The 18,572-nt window shown below is 73.2% G+C and carries 15 protein-coding genes; 8 read left to right on the top strand and 7 right to left on the bottom strand.

The window, feature by feature from the left end:
- Positions 1 to 273 precede the first annotated feature (273 nt).
- Positions 274 to 1,449 (bottom strand): phosphorylase family protein, encoded by a 1,176-nt coding sequence (locus C4U44_RS05870; RefSeq protein WP_146088204.1) that lies wholly within the window; start codon positions 1,447 to 1,449, stop codon positions 274 to 276.
- Between the two features lie 89 nt (positions 1,450 to 1,538).
- Positions 1,539 to 2,141, bottom strand: a complete 603-nt coding sequence (locus C4U44_RS05865; protein WP_103884519.1) for a PadR family transcriptional regulator — start codon at positions 2,139 to 2,141, stop codon at positions 1,539 to 1,541.
- Between the two features lie 221 nt (positions 2,142 to 2,362).
- Here C4U44_RS05865 and C4U44_RS05860 point away from each other — a divergent pair, with 221 nt between their 5' ends.
- Entirely contained in the window at positions 2,363 to 3,265 is a 903-nt protein-coding gene (locus tag C4U44_RS05860) for an SDR family NAD(P)-dependent oxidoreductase (RefSeq protein WP_103884518.1), read from the top strand.
- A gap of 129 nt (positions 3,266 to 3,394) precedes the next feature.
- Here the strand turns inward: C4U44_RS05860 and C4U44_RS05855 are convergent, their stop codons facing one another.
- From C4U44_RS05855 to C4U44_RS05840, 4 genes are all read right to left on the bottom strand, one after another.
- On the bottom strand, positions 3,395 to 6,835 hold the full coding sequence (locus tag C4U44_RS05855; protein ID WP_160144983.1) for a glycoside hydrolase family 3 C-terminal domain-containing protein: 3,441 nt from the start codon (positions 6,833 to 6,835) through the stop codon (positions 3,395 to 3,397).
- 290 nt (positions 6,836 to 7,125) lie between these two features.
- Positions 7,126 to 8,001 carry a maleylpyruvate isomerase family mycothiol-dependent enzyme gene (locus C4U44_RS05850; protein WP_103884516.1) on the bottom strand — a complete coding sequence of 292 codons (876 nt, stop codon included), beginning with the start codon at positions 7,999 to 8,001 and terminating at the stop codon, positions 7,126 to 7,128.
- 96 nt (positions 8,002 to 8,097) lie between these two features.
- The gene (locus C4U44_RS05845; RefSeq protein WP_200823147.1) at positions 8,098 to 9,840 is read right to left on the bottom strand and encodes an aromatic amino acid ammonia-lyase; all 1,743 of its coding nucleotides are present in this window, start codon (positions 9,838 to 9,840) and stop codon (positions 8,098 to 8,100) included.
- Positions 9,841 to 9,875: 35 nt separating this feature from the next.
- Positions 9,876 to 10,844: an ABC transporter substrate-binding protein gene (locus tag C4U44_RS05840; RefSeq protein ID WP_103884515.1), complete on the bottom strand. Its 969-nt coding sequence runs from the start codon at positions 10,842 to 10,844 to the stop codon at positions 9,876 to 9,878.
- Between the two features lie 367 nt (positions 10,845 to 11,211).
- Between C4U44_RS05840 and C4U44_RS05835 the strand changes: the two genes are divergently transcribed.
- The 4 genes from C4U44_RS05835 to C4U44_RS05820 all read left to right on the top strand — a co-directional run bounded on the left by C4U44_RS05835 (position 11,212) and on the right by C4U44_RS05820 (position 15,593).
- The gene (locus tag C4U44_RS05835) at positions 11,212 to 13,977 is read left to right on the top strand and encodes a sensor histidine kinase (protein WP_407642796.1); all 2,766 of its coding nucleotides are present in this window, start codon (positions 11,212 to 11,214) and stop codon (positions 13,975 to 13,977) included.
- Complete coding sequence (locus C4U44_RS05830) at positions 13,974 to 14,432, top strand: roadblock/LC7 domain-containing protein (protein WP_103884513.1); 459 nt, start codon at positions 13,974 to 13,976, stop codon at positions 14,430 to 14,432. The genes C4U44_RS05835 and C4U44_RS05830 overlap by 4 nt, the downstream gene beginning before the upstream one ends.
- 182 nt (positions 14,433 to 14,614) lie before the next feature.
- Positions 14,615 to 15,028 (top strand): DUF742 domain-containing protein, encoded by a 414-nt coding sequence (locus C4U44_RS05825; RefSeq protein WP_103884512.1) that lies wholly within the window; start codon positions 14,615 to 14,617, stop codon positions 15,026 to 15,028.
- Entirely contained in the window at positions 14,976 to 15,593 is a 618-nt protein-coding gene (locus C4U44_RS05820) for a GTP-binding protein (RefSeq protein WP_103884511.1), read from the top strand. The genes C4U44_RS05825 and C4U44_RS05820 overlap by 53 nt, the downstream gene beginning before the upstream one ends.
- A 72-nt stretch (positions 15,594 to 15,665) precedes the next feature.
- On the opposite strand, the gene C4U44_RS05815 is transcribed toward C4U44_RS05820, so the two are convergent.
- On the bottom strand, positions 15,666 to 16,823 hold the full coding sequence (locus C4U44_RS05815; protein WP_103884510.1) for an acyltransferase family protein: 1,158 nt from the start codon (positions 16,821 to 16,823) through the stop codon (positions 15,666 to 15,668).
- Between the two features lie 341 nt (positions 16,824 to 17,164).
- Between C4U44_RS05815 and C4U44_RS05810 the strand changes: the two genes are divergently transcribed.
- From C4U44_RS05810 to C4U44_RS05800, 3 genes are read left to right on the top strand one after another with little or no spacing between them, the layout of a single operon-like run.
- Positions 17,165 to 17,338 carry a ribbon-helix-helix domain-containing protein gene (locus C4U44_RS05810; protein WP_103884509.1) on the top strand — a complete coding sequence of 58 codons (174 nt, stop codon included), beginning with the start codon at positions 17,165 to 17,167 and terminating at the stop codon, positions 17,336 to 17,338.
- A gap of 1 nt (position 17,339) precedes the next feature.
- Entirely contained in the window at positions 17,340 to 17,684 is a 345-nt protein-coding gene (locus tag C4U44_RS05805) for a VOC family protein (RefSeq protein ID WP_103884508.1), read from the top strand.
- A 1-nt stretch (position 17,685) separates the two neighbouring features.
- A complete protein-coding gene (locus C4U44_RS05800; RefSeq protein WP_103884507.1) occupies positions 17,686 to 18,543 on the top strand; it encodes a class I SAM-dependent methyltransferase in 858 nt (285 codons plus the stop codon).
- Positions 18,544 to 18,572: the final 29 nt, after the last annotated feature.

The raw sequence follows: 18,572 nt of genomic DNA, 5'->3' as shown, positions 1-18,572 counted from the left end.
ACCCCCCGGGGTGCCTTGTCCTGCCCGGTCGAGGGACCACCTGCCGGTGGCCGGTTGCCCGCGCAGTTCCCCGCGCCCCTTGGGTGGGTGCCGATCCGTCGTCGGCTGCCTGCCCGTCGTGGCTGTTCGCGCAGTTCCCCGCGCCCCTGGGTCTGTGCGGCTTCTCCGCGAAAAGAGGGTCACCACCAAGGGGCGCGGGCGACCACAGCCGGACCGCAAGGTCCCGTGACGGGCAGGACGGGGCGGACGGGTGGGTCAGGGGCACCCCGGGACTCAGGGGCGGCCGGCAACGCCCTCGCGGAATCGGGTGAGTACGGAGTACCCGGGCCAGAGAAGATCGAGCGCATCGCAGAGCTCACCGAACCGCCCCATCGCCTCGCAGGCCCGCAGCAGCGCCAACGCATCGTGCCGCGCCGTGCCGTGCCGGCTCACCGTCGCCCCGATCTCGGGCAGCATGTCGAGCAGCAACTGCCAGGAAGCGGGCGAGGAGATCCCCGGCACCTGGAGCAACAGGCTCGCGAGCCGCGCGAGTTCCGCGGCGCCCAGGGAAGCGGGGGCGGCCGGCGCGGACGGCGGCGCGGGCGCTGAAGGGACGACGGGGCGCCGCCACCCCGGAGAACCGGGCCTCCGCGGCGGCGGATACTGCGCGAGCAGTTCGAACGCGAAGGCCGCCGCATGCCGCGCGGCGACCGGCTGCCAGTACCGGTCGTGCTCCCCGTCCTTGTCCCCGAGCAGATCGGAGACGCCGCGCACCACCAGCGCCCGCACCTCCTCGTTGGCGTAGGCCGCCCGCAGGAAGCCGGACCCCTCCATCTCGACGGCGAGCGTGTCGCTGGCCGTGCGGTCCAGCAACTGCGCGGTCGCCGACCGCCCGTGGGCCACCAGCTTGCCGCCGGCGGCGAGCGCGCCGACGAACGCCCGCGGCGCGGACGGCGGGTGCGCCGTGGAGGGGTCCCCATCCTGCGGACTCACGGCCTCGATGCGCCGGTGCCAGGTGTCGAACGCGGCGACAGCACGCGCGTGTTGCACCAGGTGGTAGTTGGACGACCAGGTGCGCGGCCGGGGCACGAACCGGCTCTCCTCGTCGCGCCCGCGCTCGTACTCGTAGACGCTCTCCGCCGCCACCACGTCGCCGAGGCCGACGTCCTTGCGGCCGCCGGCCACACCCACCATCAGCACCACCGAGGGCCGCAGCCGGGCGACAGCCCGCTGGAGCTCCACCGCGGCCGCCTCGTTGCCCGGTCCGGCCAGGTGCACGGCCACCCGCAGCGGCCCACGGCCCGCCTCGCTGCAGGCGAACTCCCCTATTCGGTAGGGAAGTTCCGGGTCCCGCGGTCGGCGCACGGTGCCCTCGGCGAGCTGGCCGAGCACCGCCCTGAACTCCACGTCGATGGCGGTCATGACGTACACGTCCGCGCTCTCGCCACCGCCGTTGCCGTTCTCACGCACGGAGCCCCCCGGCCGTTCGCCCGTCGCCCTGCGGCCCACCCTAGTGCGACTTCCCGCTTCCCGGGGCAGTCATACTCCGCGCCGGCCGGTCACTGACCGGCCGGGGCCTCTCCCTGCGTCCCCACCGCCGAAGCGTCCCGGTCCGCCGCATTGCCGAAGTTCTCGTCGGACATCAGGTCCGCCTCCAGGGCCCAGCGGGCCCAGCCGGCCAGTGCCTCGTTGACCCGGATCGCCGCCTCGATGCCGACCCGCTGGGCGCGGGTGCGGGCGCTGGTGCCCCACTCGCCGCGGTCCTTGGAGCCCGCGTGCTCCCGCAGCGCGCCCGCGAACCGCTCGAAGTACGCGAGTTCCTCGCCCAGACGCCGCTTGAGGTCCTCCGGCTCCATCAGCCAGAAGAAGTAGGACCGCAGCAGCGTGTCCATCCGGAAGCTGTGGTCGACCTCCACCTCGGCGAGCCAGCGGCGGACCTCCGCCAGGCCCTCGTCGGTGATCCGGTAGGCGATGCGGCGGCGCGGCCCGTGGCTGTCGACCTCGATCAGCCCGGCCTTCGCCAGCTTGGACAACTCCGAGTAGATCTGCGGGTGCTGGGCCGGCCAGACCGTGTTCAGGCCCTCCTCGAAGCGGCGGGTGAGGTCGTAGCCGCTCGCCGGCCCTTCCGCCAGCAGGCCGAGCAGGCCATGACGCAGCGACATCGACACGCTCCTCGCAGATCCAGGAGCCCCCATGTTGACACATCGGACCGCATCCTCAAGGATGACATGTAGATACGTACATGTCGTTGCGTTCATGTACGCATGGCCATGTGGAGGAAAGGTCCACCCCGCGTGCCCGTGCATGCGCCCCTCCGCGTCCGTCCATGCCGCGGCGGCCCTCCACTCGCAGGAACGTCGATCCGAGGTCGAGGCGATATCCCATGTCGAAGCACCAGAACACCCACGGCACCCGCGCCGTGCTGCTGACCGGCGCGTCCGGCGGGGTCGGGCTGCCCGCCACCCGCGCGCTCGCCGAGCGGGGCTACCAGGTCTTCGCGGGCGTCCGGAATCCGGCCGCCTTCCCCACCGAAGGCGGCGCCGGCGCCACCAGCAGGGGCACGGACGCCGGTCCCGGCGTGCACCCCGTGCGGCTGGACGTGACCGACCCGGCGAGCGTCGCGGCCGCCGTCGAGGCGGTCGCCGCACGCACCGGCGGCGCGCTGTACGCACTGGTCAACAACGCCGGCATCATCGTGCAGGGCCCGATGGAGCTCGTCCCGGCCGAGGAACTGCACCGGCAGTTCGAGGTCAATGTGTACGGCCCCGCGCGGCTCACCCAGGCATGCCTCCCGCTGCTGCGCCGGGGCGGCGGCCGGGTGGCCAACATCACCGGGGGCGTGGCGCGCCTGCCGGGGCCCTTCTTCGGCGCGGTCTCGGCGAGCAAGTCCGCCCTCCAGGCCCTGTCGGACGCGCTGCGGCTCGAACTGGCCTACTGGGACGTGCCGGTGGTGGTCCTGGAGCCGGGCGGCCTGGACACGGACATCTTCGGCAAGGCCGCTGCCGCGCAGCAGAAGAGCAATGCGGGTCTGCCGGCGGAGTCGGTCGCCCTCTACGCCGAGCAGCAGCGGGCGGTCGATCAGGCGATGGCCAGGGTGAAGCCCTCCTCCACGGGCCTGCTGGTCGACGCGATCGTCACGGCCCTGGACGCCGCGAAGCCCAAGGCGCGCTACACCATCGGCTCCGACGTGCGGCTGCTCGGCCTGCTCAGCCGCCTCCCGCTGCGCACCCGTGACCGGCTGCTCGGCGGCGTGATGGGCCTGAACAAGCTCAAGTCGGCTGCCTAGTACAGGAGTACGCGCCCGCGGGGGAAGACGGCGGAGTTCGGTGGCGGCGGTCACGGCGGTGACGGCCGAGGCCGCCCGACCGGATCGAGCGGTCGGGCGGCCTCGGGCGTGGCGCGGTCGGTGCGGGTCTCAGCCGACCGAGAGGGCGAACACGTGGATGCCGCTGTCGTCGGGCAGCTTCACCGTCGCCACCGTCTTCGACGGGTCGAGGGCGCCCCCGGTGGTGTAGAGGCTGACCGCGTGGTTGCCGAGGGTGTCACCGGGCGGGCGGTTCCAATTGGCCGTGGTGACCGCCAACTGGCTGTTGCCGCTGGCCGCGTTGCTGTACCAGTCGGGGAAGGAGACCGCCAGGTCGGTGCTGGTGCCGTCGGTGTAGGTGACCGTCACCGTGCCGGAGTGCGCGGAGCTCACCCCGGTGCCCAGCAGCCCGAGCCGGCTGCCCTGGCCCTGCACCTGGATGACCTGCCCGGCCGCCGCGATGTTGTCGGGCTGCCCGGGCTGGGTGTCCGGCCAGGTGTAGGACAGGCCGTTCGCGGTGACCGTCGCGCCGGGCGTGTAGCCGACCGCCGCGAGCTGGGTGGCGGAGAAGCTGTAGCCGCCCGGGTCGAGGTTGCCGGTGGACGGGTCGCTGTCGGCGCTGATCCCCTCGTTGTCGTACGCCGCGGCGGCCGACGCGTACGGCACCGTGGTCGTCGCGGTGCCGCTGCGGGTCTGCGGCCCGTCCAGGGTGAACGTCGCCCTGCCGGTGAGGGTGGCGGTCCCCGCGGTGGCGTCCGCGGGGGCCGTCACCGTCCAGGACGTGCTGACCGAGGCATGCGCGCCGACGGCCGGGAAGGTGGTCCCGCCGTGCCCGGCGGCCGTCGCGGTCCAGCCGGTGGGCAGCGACAGGGCGAGGCGGGCGTTGCGCACCGTGGAGTCACCGGTGTTGGTGAAGGTCTGCCGCACCGTCTGGGTGCTCCCCGCGGCGGTGGTCGGCGCGGCGGTGACGCCGGTGTACTGGGTGCCGACGCTCCGGCGCACCGTCACCGACGTGCTCAGCGGCGTGTCCGCGGAGGACTCGCCGACGTAGACCGGGTAACGGCCGTCCTGAACGGTCCAGTCGTGGGCGCTGCTGTCCCACACCCGCAGCGCGTCCGCCCCCAGGGTGAGGTGCACCCGCTCGGTCCGGCCGGGCTTCACCTCCACCTTGGCGAAGGTCGCCAGCTCCTTGGGCGGCTCGCCGGAGCCCGCCGGGTGGCCGAGGTAGACCTGCACCACGTCGGAGCCGGAGCGCGCACCGGTGTTGGTGACGTCCACCGAGAGGCGGACGGGGGCCGTACCGGCAGCGGTGGCGCTCAGCCCGCCGGGGTCCGGCGAGTCGACGGTGAGGTGGGAGACGCGGAAGGAGGTGTAGGACAGCCCGTACCCGAACGGGAAGAGCGGTGTCTGGCCCTCGTCCTGGTACCAGCGGTAGCCCACGTCCAGGCCCTCGCTGTAGTCGTAGACGCCGTTGACCGCCGGGTAGCGGCCGGGCGCCGCGGCGACCGCGGTCTGGGTGTCGGTGCGCGGGAAGCTGACCGGCAGCCGGCCGCCCGGCGACGCGTCGCCGGTGAGGAGCGCGGCCAGCGCGTTGCCGTCCTCCTGGCCCGGGTACCACATGTCGAGCACGGCGGGCACGTCCGCGAGCCACGGCATCAGGACCGGCGCGCCGGCCCGCAGCACCACCACCGTCTTCGGGTTCGCCGCGGCGACCGCCTTGATCAGGTCGTTCTCGTTGCCGGGCAGGGCGAGGGTGGTGCGGTCCGAACCCTCGCTGGAGGAGTCACCGACCACCACGACCGCGGCGTCGGCGCTCTTCGCCGCGTCCACGGCGGCCTGGATGGTCGGATCGGGCACGTCCGGCGAGGACCAGCCGATGGTGACCGACGCGCTCTGCGCGTTGTCGTAGTACTCCACCCGCAGGCTGTGCGGCTCGCCCGCGGTGAGCTGGATCGGGGTGCTGGTGACCGCCTGGGACGCGTGGTCGCTCCAGTTGTCGGCGATCAGCTTGTCGTCCAGGTAGATACGGCTGCCGTCGTCGCTGGTCGCGGAGAAGGTGTACGTCCCCGTGGCGGGGGCGGTGAGGGTGCCGGTCCAGCGGGCCGAGAAGCCGTCGGCGGGGATGCCGTCGGCCGGGGAGCCACTGCCCCAGTCGAAGTCGATGTTCGGGTCGTCCCGGGTGACCGCCGGGGTGCCGGTGAGCGTCTTGTTGGCGAAGTACTCGCCCTTCAGCCCGCTCAGCGCGGACGCCGGGATCGCCGGGTAGCCGGTGGCGTTGCCGGCCTTCACCGAGGTGATGTCCACCCCGCTGCCCAGCCGCGCCTTCAGCCCGGTCAGCGGGTCGACCTTCTTGTAGGGGGTGACCGCCGAGCTGCCGCCGCCCCCGGTGATCGCGGTGTCGGCGTTCGGGCCGATCACGGCGAGCGAGGTCAGCTTCTTGGTGTCGAGCGGGAGCACCTGGCCGCTGTTCTTCAGCAGCACGCTGCCGTCCTCGGCGGCCTTACGGGCGAATGCGCTGTCCGCGTCGAAGTCGGCGGTGGCCGGCTTCTTCGCGTCGAACTGGCCGGTGCGGAACTCCAGTCGCAGGATCCGCCGGGCCGCGTCGTCGAGCACCGACTGCGGCACCTGGCCGGCGGCCACGGCGGCGGGCAGCTGCTGGAAGTAGGTGGTCCCGCTGAACTCCTGGTCCAGGCCCGCCAGCGCGGAGGCGACGGTGCTGTGGTTGGCGGGGTAGTCGGTGTCGACCACGCCGTCGTACTTCCACTCGTCGATCAGCACGTCCCGCAGGATCTGCGCGTTCTCGCACGCATAGGTGCCGTTGACCTTGTTGTACGCGCACATCAGTGACCAGACGTGGGCGTCCTCGACGGCCTTCTCGAAGGCGGGCAGGTAGATCTCGTGCAGCGTGCGCTCGTCGATGTTCGAGCTGGTGGTGGTGCGGCCGTTCTCCTGGTTGTTGCCCGCGAAGTGCTTGACCTGCGCGGCGACCCCCTGGTCCTGGATGCCGCCGATCTCCGACGCGGCGATGTCGCCCGCGAGTTGGGGATCCTCGCCCAGCGTCTCGAAGTCGCGGCCGCCCAGCGGGGTGCGGACGATGTTGACCATCGGGCCGTAGATCACCTGATAGCCGCGGTACTTGGCCTCGGTGCCCATCACCGTGCCGTACTGCTTGGCGAGTTCGGTGTCGAAGGACGCCGCCAGCGAGACCGGCGAGGGCAGCGCGGTCTCCGGCTGGCCGTCCCGCACCCCGCCCGGGCCGTCGGTGAACTGCATCCCGGGAATCCCGAGCCGGTCCACGCCCGGGATGTAGCCGGTCGCGTGCGACCCGCTCGGCACCCCCACGGCCGTCATCAGCGAGGCCTTCTCGGTGTTGGTCATCTGCGCCAGCAGCAGATCGACCCTCTTGTCCAGCGGGAGCCGCGCGTTCAGCCACGGCCGGGCGGCAGCGGCGGCGCCGTCCCCGCCGCCCGCGGTCCCGGCGGCGGCCGCCGGAAGCGCGAGGGGGACGGCCAGGGCGGCCGCGGCAGCAGCGGCGACCGCAAGTCGAGCCATGCGCATACGAGTTCTCCCAAGTGAGGCCGAATGGAGGCATCCGCGGGTGTCGAACCGTGCTGTCAGGGTTCACAGCGTGAACACAAACGACTGGAAGTGTGCGCCGGGCGCCCACAAGCGTCAAGGATGTGAACACAGAACTTCCTGCTGAATATCCGTCAGGCAGGCGCGGAACGGCGGGAGTCGCGCGGGCGAACCGTGCAGGTCCGGACAACCGGGACCCGGGAAGACGGCACGGGTCGGACAGGGGAGAACCTGGAGCCGCGGGGCCGGGCCGGCGCGGCGAGGGATCAGCGGACGACGGAGACGATCCGGCACGCAGCCTCGGCGAGCCGCCGCTCACCCCGGACCAGGGCGCCGGCGAGTGCCTCCTCCGGCTCGATCCCCCGGGTGCACAGCCGCCACGCGCTCTCCGCGTCCAGCCGGACCCCGGCGGCGGGCTCCCCGCACTGCGGCTCGGCCAGCGACCAGCACCACGTGCCCTCGACCGGACCGCCACCGGTGCGGGTGGCCGTCCAGGTGCCGCCCGCCGGGCCCGCGACGGTGACCGCGACCTGCGTGCCCACCGGAGCGGGCGTCGCCCGCAGCGTGTGCGGCAGGGCGCGCAGGAAGGTGTCCAGCACCAGTGACATCGCCCGCGGCTCCGTGTCGGTCCCCCGCCCGACCGCGTGCCGGATCTGCTGGCGGTGCGTCCAGTACTCCGTGAACTCGCGCGCCGTGTCCAGCCAGGCCGGAGCCGGGTCCACCCCCGCCCAACTCACGCCCAGCGCGGGCGCGTCCGGGTCCGTGGCCTCGAACCGCCGCGCGACCTCGGCGCCCGCCTCTTCCAACTCGCCGACCAGAGAGTCCGGTTCGAGGTCGGCGTGGAGGTCCACCCACTCCTGGTTGGCGCGGTGGACGAACGCCTCCAGCGTCTCACCGGGTGCGAAGACGGGTGCGAAGCCCTCGCGTCCGCGCCCGAGCCGGCCGCAGTAGTCGCCGAGCACGTGCGCGGCCAGGTCGTGCACCCGCCACCCCGGCACCGCCTCCCGGTCCCACTGCTCCCTGGTGAGGTCGCGCAACAGCCCGACCAGCGAGGCCAGTTCCGGCGCGAAGCGCCCTCGCGCGTCGACCGCCGGCCCCAGCTGGCCGACCCCACCCTCCGCGCAACCCGACCATGTCCCCATCCCTCCACCCTGCCGGGCTGCCCCGCCCCCGGGCCACCGAATTCCCCCGCTCCCGCGGAGTTGCCGGCCCCCGGTCCCCTCGGCGGGCAGGTCCCCTCAGAGGGCGGCGAGCGCGGGCAGGAGCAGGGTGGCCGCGGTGACGTCCGGGGTGAGGGCGCGGTCGCCGGGGACGGCGGGCAGCGCCGGGGAGTCCAGCACGAACCGGACCGGGGCGTCCGGGGGAAGCTGCGGGACCTCGGGCTGGGCGCGCAACGCGCGCACCGCGGCGACGAGTTCGCAGGCCAGCACCAGGCGGTAGGCCCCGGCGGCCCGCAGCGCCTGGCGGGCGGCCTGGGAGGCGAAGCTGGCCGCCTCCTCCAGGCCGCGGGACAGCACCGTGTGCCCGGCGGAGGCGGGCGAGGAGGCGGCGGCCCGCAGTTCCGCGAGGGCGGAGTTCGCGCTGTACTCCAGGATCATGATCCCGGAGCTGGCCGCGGGGCCGTCGGCGAGGAAGGGCCGCAGGCCGGTGATGTCGCTGTCGCCGAGGTGCCCGAGGCGCGCCGTGGACAGCCGGGCGGTCTGCAGGACGGCCAGCGAGAGCTGGTCGAGGGTGAGGCCGAGGGGCGCGGCGAAGAACCCGCCGTGGTGGTAGACCGCGGGCCCGCCGTCCGGGCCGCCGTCCTCGGTGATCAGCGGGTTCTCCGACGGGCAGTTGATCTCCACGGCCAGCACCCGGCGCAGCGCGGCCACCGTTTCCAGCGCCGGGCCGTGCACCTGCGGGAAGGCCCGGAAGCCGTACGGGTCCTGGATGCGCCGGCCGGGCGTCCGCGGGCGTTCCGGCTGCCCGAGCAGCCGGCGCACCTCGGCGGCGGCGTGCAGCGTGCCGGGATACGGGCGCAGCGCGTGCACCGGGGCGGCGTACGCCTCCAGGGAGCCGCCGACCGCGGCCAGCGAGAGGGCGGCCACGACGTGCGAGGCACGCAGCAGCTCGTCGATGTCGTGGCAGACCAGGGCGGCCTGGCCGAGCGCGAGGGCGTTGCTGCTCATCAGGGCCAGGCCGTCGCCGCGCTGGAGGGTGACAGGCGCGGGCCCGGGCGCCGTGGCGCTGGTGCGGAGCGGCGCGAGCGGGCCGCCGTCGGGTTCGGGGTCGGCGTGCACGCCCACCGGTCCCGGCTCGTTGTGCGGCGTGCCGGCGCCCGCCCCGGCCGGGGCCGGATCCACGCCCGCGACACCGCCGGTGCCCGCCCCCATGGGCTCCGCGCCCATCGGGTCGAGTTCCGGCCCGAGCGGCCCCACCGGGTCCGCCAGCCACGGCCGTTCGCCGATCAGCGTCAGCCCGGTCTGGGCGAGCGCGGTCAGATCGCCGGTGCCCACCGCGCCGTACTCGTTGACCGCCGGGTGGACATGCAGCCGCAGGGCGTCGACCAGGGCGCGGACGAGGGCCGGTTGCAGGCCGGAGCCGCCGGCCAGCACCTGGTTGGCGCGGACCGCCAGCATCGCGCGGACCTCGCGGGCCGGCAGCAGGGCGCCGATCCCGCCGGCATGGCTGCGCAGCAGCCGGAGGTCCTGCTCGGCCTTGTCCTCGTCGCTGAGGAAGACCATCCGGTTGGCGCCGACGCCGGTGTCGCGGCCGTACATCCGGCCGGAGGCGGCCAGCCGCTGGCCGGTGCGCCAGGAGCGCTCGGCGCGGGCGTACGCCTCGGGCGGGACGACGGGCGCCACCGCGCCGTCGGCGATCAGCGCGACGCGGTCGGCGTCCAGGCCGGACCCGTCGAGGACCGCGCGGGCCCCCTCCGCACGCGGGGGTGCGGAAGGGGCCTCGCCGTCGCGGTCCGACGACCACTCCGGGGTGGTTCCCACGGTCGCCTCCGGTCAGGGTCGTGCGGTACGGGCGCTCAGCTCACGCCCACGGTCTTCAGCCACGCCTGCGCGACGGCCAGCGGGTCCTTCTTGTCGGTCTGCACCTGGGTGTCCAGGTCGAGCAGCTTGGCGGTGTCGAGCTTCGCCGAGACGGCGTTGAGCGCGTCGACGCCGGCCTGCGTCAGCCCGGACTTGTAGACCAGCGGGAGCACGTTGCCGAAGCCGAACAGGCTCTTGGGGTCCTGGAGCGTGACGAACTTCTCCGAGGTGACCGTCGGGTCGGTGGTGAAGATGTCCGCGGCCTGGACGTTGTTGTTCTTCAGCGCCGCCTCGGTGAGCGGGCCGCCCGCGTCCAGCGGCTTGAAGGACTTCGGCACCAGGTTGTACTCGGACTTCAGGCCGACCAGGCCCTGCTGCCGGGTCTGGAACTCCGGCGAGGCGCCGATCGAGATCTCCTTGGCCACCTTGGCGAGGTCGGCGATGGACGAGGCGGAGGTCAGGTGGTACTTCTTCGCGGTCGCCGCGTTGACCGTGATCGAGTCCTTGTCCTGCGCCGGCGAGTCGTTCAGCACCGTCAGCTTCGGGTCGAGCTTGGCGGTGATCCCGGCGTCCGTCGCGGCGGCGGTGGTCGCCACCAGCTTCGGGTTCAGGTACGACAGCAGCGCGCCGTTGAACTCCGGCAGCACCGTCAGGGTGCCGTTCTTCATCATCCCGTAGGTGGTCTCACGGGTGCCGATGTTGAGCTTGTAACTGACCTTGATGCCCTTGGCCTTGAGCGTCTCGCCGTAGATGTAGGCAAGGACGGTGCTCTCGGCGAAGTTGTTGGAGCCGACGACCACGGTGCCGCCGGATGCCTTCTTTCCGGCCAGCGGGTCGCTGCTGCCGCCGCCGGAGGAGGAGGAACAGCCCACCAGCAGGGGCGCTGCGACGGCAGCGGCGACCGCCACGGCGGCCAGTCGGAGGTAACTCGGGCTGGACCAGGTGCTGTTCTCGCGAGTAGTCACGGTTTCCGCTTCCGGCTCGGTTGTTCGAAAGATGATCAACGATGTTCGAAACACGCCTCAGCGACGATCCAATCCAGCCGCTTCCGGCTCAGTCAAGTGAAGCCCGGTCACCGATTGGCATCGACGCGGTCAAAGTGTCGCGTCGGTCTGCCACCGGCACCGCCCTGACCTGCGAAGGATCCGCCCCGCGGGCACCTGCGCGCGGTGCGGACTTAACACGATCTTGATAATCCGGCCAGCTGCCGGACGGCAAGACGAGGTAGTCTCCGGGCAGTTGACGACCATTCCCGGACTGACGCGGGGAGTTTTCAGCCACTTCCAGCCGACTAAGCTGACGAACGTGGTCAAAGTCACGGAGGAGGGCGTCATGTCCGTGGGCGGGGCGAGCAGGCCGGAGCAGGAGCGTCCGGCACCGGCCGGCGGTCGGGACGATCCCGCATCGTCCCGAATGTCCGCACTCGCCCGTTTTGCCGACCGGCGTCCCTTCCGGCGCAAGCTCGACGTCCTGCTCGGCGTGCCGCTGATCGTGGTCGCCCTGCTGCTCGCGTACGTGATCAGCGGGCTGGTCGGCCAGGCCCGGGACGCGGGCTCCGCGGCCCGGCTGGTCCGCAGCAGCCGCCAGGTCGCCACGCTGGTCGACCGGGTCGAGTCCGAGCACCAGCAGGCACTGCTGCTGTCGGTGCGCTACGAGTCGGCCACCACCGGCGCCCGCCCGTCGCTGACCGCCTACCGCGCCGCCCAGAAGGCGGTGGACCTGCAGGTCGACACCGTCCGCCGCTCCTTCGGGTCGCGGCTGCCGGCCGCGGAGGAGCAGGTGCTCAAGGAGATCGAGGGCCTGAGCAGCCTGCGCAGCACCGTGGAGCAGAGCTACCTCCCCGCCGACAACATCGACCCGGCGTACACCTCCACGATGAACGACCTGATCGACGGCCTCGACCTGGACCGCAGCGGGAACCTCTCCACCACCCGCACCGGCAGCCTGCTGGACTCGCTGCTGCGCGCCGAGGCCGCGCACAGCTCCTTCGAGACCAGCGTGTTCTCCGCGCAGACCGGCGACTCCAACGCGCTGATCGAGTTCGTGAACGCGGTCGGCGCCCAGCAGGTCTACAGCACCGAGGCGGCCCGGTTCGGCCGCTACGCGACCGCCGCGCAGAGCACGGAACTGGCCGCGATCGAGCAGGGCACCGCCTGGAACACCATCTCCCAGGAGTACGCCGGCCTCCAGGTCGACCCGAGCGCGCTGCAGGCCAACGGCCCCGCGGCGATCAAGGCGGCCTTCACCTCCGCGCTGAAGGCCTACCCCGACTACCAGCGGCAGGCGCAGAGCCGGCTGCGGGTCACCGGTTCTCTGATCGGCCAGATCGCCGACCGGGCCGACCGCGCCTCGGACGACGCCTGGTGGCGGGCGGTCTGGCTGCTGGCCGCAGCGCTGGTGGCGTTCGCACTGTGGCTGGCGCTGTCGGTGACGATCCGCCGCTCGGTGATCCGGCCGGTGCAGGCGCTGACCGCGGCGGCCACCGAGGTCGCGGAGGTGGCCGGGCAGGAACTCGCCCGGGTCGCCGACGAGGACGCGGTGGACGCGGGCCCGCCCCGGCTGCGCGAGATGCCGGTCACCGCGCGGGACGAGATCGGCGACCTGGCCGCCGCCTTCAACCGGGTGCAGACCACCGCGGGCGCGCTCCTGGAGCGGCAGGTGCTCAGCCGCCGGAACACCGCCGAGATGTTCGGCAACGTCGGCCGCCGGGTGAGCAATCTGACGGCCCGTCAACTCTCGCTGATCGACGCGGTGGAGCGCGGGGAGACCGACCCGGCGTTGCTGGACCGGCTCTACCGCATCGACCACCTCGCGGTCCGCCTCCAGCGCAACGCCGACAGCCTGATGCTGCTGGCCGGCATCCGCGAGACCGGCCAGGAGGCGGGTCCCACCCCGCTCACCAACGTGGTGCGCGCCGCGCTCGGCCAGATCGAGGGCTACCAGCGGGTGGCGCTCAGCGCCGACACCGAGGTCACCGTCGCGCCCGACATCATCGCCGACCTGACGCTGATGCTCGCCGAGTTGCTGGAGAACGCCGTCGCGTTCTCACCCGCGCGCAGCCCGGTCGAGGTGACCGTGGGCACCCGCTCGGAGGGCGCGCTGATCGAGGTCACCGACCACGGCCTGGGGATGAGCGCGGCGCGGCTGGCCGAGGAGAACGCCCGGCTGGTGCGCCGCGAGCGCCTGGACCTGGTGCCCACGAAGGTGCTCGGCCTGTTCGTGGTCGGCAGCCTGGCCCGGCGCTGGGGCGTACGCGTCACGCTGACCCGTACCCGGGGCGGGGGCGTCACCGCGCAGGTGGCCATCCCCTCCTCGCTGCTGCTGATGATGAGCCCGTTCGCGGAGCCGGCGAAGCCGGCGCGCGGCACCGCGGGGCAACGGTCCACTGCCACGGCGGAGACCGGGATGCGCGGGAGGTCCGAGCGGCCCCGCTCCGACCACCAGGCGTCCGCGGCAGGTGCCGCGGCGGCCGGACGGGAGCGGGCCGACGGCGAGCCGCGGACCGAGCCGGGAGCGGGGCATGCCGCCCGGGTGCCGGTGGCGGGCCCGGCCCGCCCGCACCCGGAGACCGCCGACGGGCCCCCGCGCGGCGACCAGCGCGGCGCCGACACGGACGCGCCGGCGCCGCTCCCCCGCCGTGTGCCGCGGCGCGACCCGGCGATCAGCACGGCCGCGGCGTCGGTCGAACGCGCCCGCGCGGGCGGGGCGTTCCACGCGCGCGAGGTGACGCTGTCGAGCGGGTCGGGCACCTCCGCCGCGTCCGCCGCTTCCGCGGCACCGGACAGTCGCGGCACCGCGCAGGCGCCCGCCGCGCCCGGGGCCGCCGAGGACGCGGGCACAGGGTCGCGTACGCTGCGTCGCCGGGTGAAGGGCGCGACTCTCGCCACCACGCTCGGCGAGGCCGCCTCCGCCGCACCCGCCCCCACATCCGCATCCCCCACCCCCCACCGCCCTGCCGCCGACGCCGAGCAGGTCCGCAGCGAACTGGACGAGTTCGAGGCGGCGGTGGCACGAGCACACCGCGACACCGCGACGGCCGACACCGGCAGCCGCGGCACCACACTGGACACGGGGCACCCGGAAGGAGCCGAAGAGTGACGACGCCGACAGGTGGCGGGGCCGAGGAACTGCGGGCTGCCGCAGCCGACTTCACCTGGTTGCTGAATCGTTTCGCCACGGAGACCGCGGGAGTCGTGGACGCCATCGCGGTGTCCTCCGACGGCCTGCTGATCGCGGTGTCGCAACTGCGCGACCCGGCCGACTCCGAACGCCTCGCGGCGATCGTCTCGGGCATGACCAGCCTGGCCGCGGGGGCCGCGGGCAACTACGGTCTGGGCACCCTGAACAAGGTGATCATCGACCTGGCCGAGGGGCACATCCTGATCTCGGCGATCGGCAGCGGTGCCGTCCTGGGCGTGGTGACCTCCAAGGAGGCCAAGCTCGGCAACATCGCCTACGAGATGACCGTCTTCGCCAACCGGGCCGGGGCCGCGCTGAGCCCGCAACTCGTCCTGGAGCTGAAGAACTCCGTGGGTTCGCCGTCGCCCCGCTGAGCAACCTGCGGCCACCGGTCACCAGCCCGGCCATCGACCACCGGTCACGGATCGCCGACCGGGTCACCGGCCCCTGGCCGTACGGGACTTGACCGCACCAATCGCCCCTGACCACCCTGACCACTGACAACCGACCGCCGGCAACCGACCGTTGACGGCTCACCGCGAGGAGGTGAACGCCCGTGGGCGCCGGTGACGAACCGGTCGATCGGGCGCCCGCCGTACGGCCGTTCCTGGTGACGGCCGGCCGGGTGGCCGGGGCGGACGCGGACCCGGGTGCCACGCCGCCGATGCCGGTGGAGACCCAACTCGTGGCGACCGCAGCCGGGTTGGAGCGGCTGGACCTGATGTCGTTCGAGCGGCACGACATCGTGGCGGCCTGCCGCCGGCCGCAGTCGGTGGCCGAGATCGCGGCCATCCTGCGGCTGCACCTCAACGTGGTCCGGGTACTCGCCGAGGACCTGGCGGCGGGCGGCCACCTGTCGGTGTACGTTCCGAGCGCCGACATCGCCCGCGACGTTTCCGTACTGCGAAGGGTTATCGATGGTCTCCGCACCATCCCCGGCTCCCGGGGGACAGTCCGTGACAGCGACTGAGGCGCCGGGCCGGGCCGCGCCGCCGCTGCCGGTGAAGATGGTGGTCGCGGGCGGCTTCGGGGTCGGCAAGACCACCGCGGTCGGCGCGATCTCCGAGATCCGGCCGCTGACCACCGAGGCCGCGATCACCGAGGTGGCCGCCGGGGTCGACGACCTCAGCCACACCCCGCACAAGACCACCACCACCGTGGCGATGGACTTCGGCTGCCTCACCATCGACGACGGCCTGAAGCTCTACCTCTTCGGCACCCCGGGCCAGGAGCGGTTCGGCTTCATGTGGGACGACCTGGTCCAGGGCGCCCTCGGCGGGCTCGTCATCGTGGACACCCGGCGGCTGGACGACTGTTACGCCGCCGTCGACTACTTCGAGCACCGCGGCATACCGTTCGCCGTCGCCGTGAACGCCTTCGACGGCCACGTCGAGCACACCCTCGACGAGGTGCGCTGGGCGCTGGACGTCGCCGAGAGCGTCCCCGTCATCACCTTCGACGCCCGCGAGCGCGGCTCCGTGCGCGACGCTCTGCTCGTCGTGCTGGACGTCGCCCTGACGCGGGCGGGCGGCTGACCGCGCGCTCGGCGCGGCACGGAACTCGTCGCGGCAGGGCTGTCGTCGCAGGAAGGCGTCGCCGGAGAGCCCTCAGCGCAGCAGGACCCGCTTGAGGCGGGGCGCGAGGGGTTTCTCGACCAGGCGGTGGAGCAGCCAGGCGAGCACGAGCATCGCGAGCGGCACGAGGAGGAGGACCGCGAGCGGCGGCAGCGGCGTGCTGTGCACGGCGACGGCTATCGCCACGATGCCGAGGTGATCGTGCACGAGGTAGAAGGGGTACGTCAGGGCGCCGGCCGTGGTCAGCCAGCGCCAGTTCAGGCGGGCCACCGACGGGACCAGGGTGACCGCCGCCACCGCCGCGAAGCCGAGGGCGACGACCAGGACGACGCCGAAGGACGTGCGGTGGTGGAAGACCTCCATGTGCGCGGGGGCGACGTTGGCCTTCACCGCCTCGCGCTGGCCGAGCAGGAAGCCGACCGCGACCACGCCCCATGACATGGCGTCGTGGCCGAAGCGGTACACCAGGTACAGGCCCATCCCGGCCACGAAGAACGGCGCGTACTCCGGCATCAGGGCGGTCTTCGCGAACGCCTCCCCCGAGCTCTGGGCGTAGAGCGCGAGGACGGTCCACACCCCGCAGAAGACCAGCACGCGGCGGCGGGTGGCGCCGGGCCACACCACGGCCAGCGCGAAGAGCAGGTAGAAGCGCATCTCGGCCCAGAGCGTCCAGCACACGCCGAGCACGCGTTCGGCGCCGGCCGGCATCTGGAGCATCGTGAAGTTCGTCAGCAGGTCAGGCCGGGAGACCTGGTGGCGGCCGGCGAGGCCCAGGACCACCGTCACGAGGACGAGCGCGGCCCAGTAGGCGGGGTAGAGCCGGGTGGCACGCGAGACCACGAAGCCCTTCAGGTCGCGGCCCCAGCCGCTCATGCAGATCACGAACCCGCTGATCACGAAGAAGATCTCGACGCCCAGGCAGCCGTAGGAGAACGGCCCGGCCAGGTGCGGGAAGAGCTTCGCCGGCGAGCGGCCCCACGACTGGTCGATGTCGCCGCCGCGGCCGGCGTAGTGGTAGCTGCACACCATCAGGGCGGCGAGGAGCCGCAGCCCGTCGAGCGCGCGCAGCCGGCCGCGCGGTGCCGGGGCGGACGGGGGTGCCGTCGCCGCGCCCGCCGAGGGGGCGGGCAGTTCGGCGGGGAGCGCGCGGGCGGGCGGCTGGTCGAGCGACGGGGGGGATGCGGGGTTCATCGTCGGAGGGGCTCTTTCGCTGAGGGTCGAGGAGGCCGATCGCAGACTCAGACTCGACCCTCCCTCCGATGGATGTACGCACAGCGGGCCCCCAGGCGGATGTCATCGAAGCGTCCTCCGCGCTTCAACCGGAGTTCCCCTGACGGGGGGCCGAGCGTCACCGTGGCGCCGGATGCCGGGGAACAGATGCGAACGGTGGGGCGGGTGGGACAGCCCATCACCGGGCAGCCGCCGTCGAGCAGACCACCCGGAGAACGCGCCGGGCAGCAGGTCCAGGTGCATGTCCAGGTCCAGGTCCAGGTCATAGCTTTCTAGATTGCTAGCATGCTAGCCTCTGCCGCATGGCCGACGAGGACGTCAAGCAGTTCAACGTGTATCTCCCGATCGGGCTGATCAAGCAGGTCAAGCACCGCTCCATCGAGTCGGGGATGTCGCTGTCGGCGCTGGTCGCGGAGGCCCTGCGGGCCTACCTCGGCGACCCCGAGCGGCAGCAACCCCCCGGAAAGGACGGCTGACATGACGACCGAGGGCATCGACGCGGTGTTCCTGACGACCCACAACTGGGGAAAGGCGGCGGGGTTCTTCCAGGCACTGGGCTACGAGCTGGACTTCGAGACCGACCACCACTCCGGCCAGTTGCGCAGCCGCAGCGGCCCCACCGTGTTCGTCGCGGAGGTCCCGGCGGACCAGGAGCCGCAGGCACGGATGGTGCTGAAGGTGCCCGACGAGGAAGCGTTCCGGGCCAGACCGGGGGTCGAGGTGGTCACACCGTTCGAGGACACCCACTACGGCACCAGGGAGATGACCGTCCGGGACCCGGACGGCCGGCTGTGGAGCCTGCAGGCACCGGGAAAGGGCTGAGATGACCACCGAACAGGACCAGGCACCGGAGAGTTCGGCGGAGCGGGTCGCGCTCTGGCGCGCGATGCACGTCCAGGTCGACCCGCCGCCGCACGTGTTCGAGGACGAGGTGGGGCTGCGGCTGCTGGCCCCGGCCGAATCGTGGCGCGACCGGCCCGACATGGACCCGCGGAGCACCCGCGGGTTCCGCGCGGCCATCGTCTCCCGGGCCCGCTTCGTCGAGGAGTTGGTCGCCGAGCGGGCCGGGCAGGGCGTCGGCCAGTACGTCATCCTCGGCGCCGGGCTGGACACCTTCGCCCAGCGTGAGCCCGCGACCACCGCCGGGCTGCGGGTGTTCGAGGTCGACCAGCCCGGCCCGCAGGCGTGGAAGCGCCGCCGGCTGGAGGAGCTCGGCTACGGCGTCCCGGACCGGCTGCGGCTGGTCCCGGTGGACTTCGAGGCGGGCGACTCCTGGGTGGAGCGGCTGGCCGGCGCCGGGTTCGACGCCACCCGGCCCGCCGTCGTCGTCTCCACGGGCGTCACCATGTACCTCACCCGGGAGGCCACCGAGGCGACCCTGCGCGAGATCGCCGCGCTCGCCCCGGGCACGACGCTCGCCATGACGTTCCAGCTGCCGACCGAACTCGTCGACGCCGTCGACCTCCCGGTCCGCGAGGCGACCCTGCGCAACGCCGCCACCTCCCGCACGCCGTTCATCAGCTTCTACGCCCCGGAGGAGATGCTCGCCATGGCCCGGGTGGCCGGTTTCGGCAGCGCCCACCACGTCTCCGGGACCGACCTCGCCGGCCGCTACTTCGCCGGCCGCCCCGACGGGCTGCGGCCCTCCAGCGGGGAGGACTTCCTGGTCGCGACGGTGTGATCCCGGGGGCGCGGCCAGGTTTATCCGTT

The organism is Actinacidiphila yanglinensis (assembly GCF_900107965.1).
Taxonomy (GTDB): Bacteria; Actinomycetota; Actinomycetes; order Streptomycetales; family Streptomycetaceae; genus Actinacidiphila; species Actinacidiphila yanglinensis.
This window is presented reverse-complemented; position numbering and strand designations above follow the sequence as displayed.

Bases quoted from the DNA above. Each gene is read 5' to 3' on its own strand.
- C4U44_RS05865 (WP_103884519.1), bottom strand. From the start codon at position 2,141: ATGTCGCTGCGTCATGGCCTGCTCGGCCTGCTGGCGGAAGGGCCGGCG.
- C4U44_RS05805 (WP_103884508.1), top strand. From the start codon at position 17,340: ATGACGACCGAGGGCATCGACGCGGTGTTCCTGACGACCCACAACTGG.
- C4U44_RS05860 (WP_103884518.1), top strand. From the start codon at position 2,363: ATGTCGAAGCACCAGAACACCCACGGCACCCGCGCCGTGCTGCTGACC.
- C4U44_RS05815 (WP_103884510.1), bottom strand. From the start codon at position 16,823: ATGAACCCCGCATCCCCCCCGTCGCTCGACCAGCCGCCCGCCCGCGCG.
- C4U44_RS05855 (WP_160144983.1), bottom strand. From the start codon at position 6,835: ATGGCTCGACTTGCGGTCGCCGCTGCTGCCGCGGCCGCCCTGGCCGTC.
- C4U44_RS05810 (WP_103884509.1), top strand. From the start codon at position 17,165: ATGGCCGACGAGGACGTCAAGCAGTTCAACGTGTATCTCCCGATCGGG.
- C4U44_RS05820 (WP_103884511.1), top strand. From the start codon at position 14,976: ATGGTCTCCGCACCATCCCCGGCTCCCGGGGGACAGTCCGTGACAGCG.
- C4U44_RS05850 (WP_103884516.1), bottom strand. From the start codon at position 8,001: ATGGGGACATGGTCGGGTTGCGCGGAGGGTGGGGTCGGCCAGCTGGGG.
- C4U44_RS05800 (WP_103884507.1), top strand. From the start codon at position 17,686: ATGACCACCGAACAGGACCAGGCACCGGAGAGTTCGGCGGAGCGGGTC.
- C4U44_RS05835 (WP_407642796.1), top strand. From the start codon at position 11,212: ATGTCCGTGGGCGGGGCGAGCAGGCCGGAGCAGGAGCGTCCGGCACCG.